The sequence below is a fragment of the Photobacterium sp. BZF1 genome, assembly GCF_014349205.1.
In the GTDB taxonomy this organism is placed as follows: Bacteria; Pseudomonadota; Gammaproteobacteria; order Enterobacterales; family Vibrionaceae; genus Photobacterium.
Window position 1 is genome coordinate 1 of record NZ_JACSOF010000276.1, and the last position, 2,550, is coordinate 2,550.

The 2,550-nt window shown below is 47.9% G+C and carries 1 protein-coding gene, 2 tRNA genes and 1 pseudogene; 2 read left to right on the forward strand and 2 right to left on the reverse strand.

Annotation, left to right across the window (positions count from 1 at the left end):
- Both BIZ37_RS29845 and ahpF read left to right on the forward strand, forming a co-directional pair.
- A pseudogene (locus BIZ37_RS29845) lies at window positions 1–237 on the forward strand (peroxiredoxin); the annotation flags it as partial.
- A gap of 202 nt (window positions 238–439) precedes the next feature.
- Window positions 440–2,032: an alkyl hydroperoxide reductase subunit F gene (gene ahpF, locus BIZ37_RS29850; RefSeq protein ID WP_187464630.1), complete on the forward strand. Its 1,593-nt coding sequence runs from the start codon at window positions 440–442 to the stop codon at window positions 2,030–2,032.
- A gap of 306 nt (window positions 2,033–2,338) precedes the next feature.
- Here the strand turns inward: ahpF and BIZ37_RS29855 are convergent.
- Together BIZ37_RS29855 and BIZ37_RS29860 are read right to left on the reverse strand one after the other, a co-directional pair.
- Window positions 2,339–2,415 (reverse strand) — tRNA-Asp (locus BIZ37_RS29855).
- Window positions 2,416–2,456: 41 nt separating this feature from the next.
- Window positions 2,457–2,547, reverse strand: a tRNA-Ser gene (locus tag BIZ37_RS29860).
- Window positions 2,548–2,550: the final 3 nt, after the last annotated feature.

Consider the following 2,550-nt stretch of genomic DNA (forward strand, 5'->3'; position numbering starts at 1 on the left):
GTAATGCGTGAAGGTCAAGGTCTTGCAGACCGCGCTACTTTCCTAATCGACCCAGAAGGTGTTATCCAGGCGATGGAAATCACTGCTGAAGGTATCGGCCGTGACGCTGAAGACCTACTACGCAAGGTTAAAGCAGCACAATACGTAGCAGCTAACCCAGGTGAAGTTTGCCCAGCTAAGTGGAAAGAAGGTGAAGAGACTCTAGCTCCATCTCTAGACCTAGTTGGTAAAATCTAAAATCAACTGAATATCGGACACTATTCAGTTTGACAGGCACGCTTTGGCTTATCTCCTAAAGGGCTAGGGCGTGCCGCCCCCAAATAAATAGACCGTCTACCCACCACAAAATGTTTGCCGACTTGCGCCCCCTTTTTATTTTCCTTTAAAGCAAGAAGGTATTGGTCAATACCAAAAACAGAATCTAAGAATAGGCACGATTATGTTAGATCAAGCAATGAAGCAGCAGCTTAAAGCATACCTAGAAAACCTAAAAACAGATGTAGAGCTAGTAGTTAGCCTAGATGACAGTGAAACAGCTAATAAGCTTCAAGCGTTGGCAGATGATATCGCATCACTAACAAATAAAATTAAAGTAACCCGTGATGATAGCGCAAGCACTCGCCAGCCAATCATGCAGGTGATGAACAAAGAAAAAGGCACATCAATTGGTTTTGCTGGCCTACCGATGGGACATGAGTTTACTTCCCTGGTACTAGCACTGCTTCATAGTGGTGGTCACCCAATTAAACTTGATGCCGAAACTATTGAACAAATCAAAGAGCTCAACCAACCACTAGACGTTGAGATCTTTATTTCACTATCGTGCCAGAACTGCCCAGAGGTTGTTCAAGCATTCAACATGATGTCAGCAATTAACCCGCTAATTAAAACAACAATGATTGACGGCGCGGCATTCCAGGACGAAGTGAAGTCTCGCGATATCATGGCTGTACCAAGCGTATTTATTAACGGTGAACTATTTGGCCAAGGCCGCATGTCACTTGCCGAAATCCTAAACAAAGTTGATAGCGGCGCAGCAGAGAAAAAAGCAGCGAGCCTAAGCAAGCAAGAGCCATTTGATGTTCTTGTTGTAGGTGGCGGCCCAGCGGGTTCTTCAGCGGCTATCTACGCAGCCCGTAAAGGTATTCGTACTGGTGTTGTTGCTGAGCGCTTTGGTGGTCAGGTGATGGACACTATGGCTATCGAAAACTTTATTTCGGTAAAAGCGACCACAGGCCCTAAGTTGGTTGCCAGTCTAGAAGAACACGTAAAAGAATACGGCGTCGAGGTGATGACCGAACAGCGTGCCGCTAACATCATCGATGCTGAAGAAACCTCTGATGGTTACATCCACGTTGAACTAGAAAGCGGTGCCACGCTAAAAGCTCGCACAGTCATTACGAGCACTGGTGCTCGCTGGCGTGAGATGAATGTTCCTGGTGAACAAGAATACCGTAACAAAGGTGTTGCTTACTGCCCGCACTGTGACGGCCCATTGTTCAAAGGCAAGAAAACAGCGGTAATCGGTGGCGGTAACTCTGGTATCGAGGCAGCAATTGACCTAGCCGGTATCGTTGAGCACGTAACCGTTCTTGAATTCGCTGACACATTGCGTGCAGACCAGGTACTGATCGACAAAGCGAACGCAACACCAAACATCGATATCATCAAGATGGCACAGACAACACAGGTTCTGGGCGATGGCAACCGTGTAACAGGTCTTGAGTACAAAGACCGCAACACTGGCGAACTGAAGCAAATCGAACTTGCAGGTATCTTTGTTCAAATCGGCCTGATGCCAAACAGCGAATGGTTGAAAGAGACAAAAGTTGCCCTATCACCTCGCGGTGAAATCGAAATCGACGCCCACGGCGCGACTTCTATGAAGGGTGTGTTTGCAGCAGGCGACGTGACAACCGTCCCTTACAAGCAGATCATCATCGCCATGGGCGAAGGTGCCAAAGCAAGCCTAGGTGCATTTGATTACCTAATCCGTAATCCGTCACCGGCTAAAGTTGCAGAGACAGCATAAGGTTTTGCCAACCTAATAAATTTCAGTCTTTTGTTGAAATAATTACAACGCCACTTCTGAGCAATCAGAAGTGGCTTTTTTGTATTTCGAAAAGAAAGGCTAACGCCAATGTTCAACGCCTACTAAAAGCCCCGTCATTTCTGACAGGGCTTCAATGTAGTGGCGGAGGGCTGGGCTTGCATCCAAGCGGACTCGATGGTCCGGCATCACGGCGGGGACGCCTAGTTCCGCGACCTAAAGTGCACGGCACTTTCGGGAGCAGTAGATACGAAAAAGCCTGATGCTTTCGCATCAGGCTAATGTCGTTGGCGGAGCGGACGGGACTCGAACCCGCGACCCCCGGCGTGACAGGCCGGTATTCTAACCAACTGAACTACCGCTCCAATTCTGTATGAAATCCGGTTTTCACCCAATTTCTAGAATGTGGCGGAGAGATAGGGATTTGAACCCTAGATACGCTATTAACGTATGCCGGTTTTCAAGACCGGTGCTTTCAACCACTCAGCCATCTCTCCGTA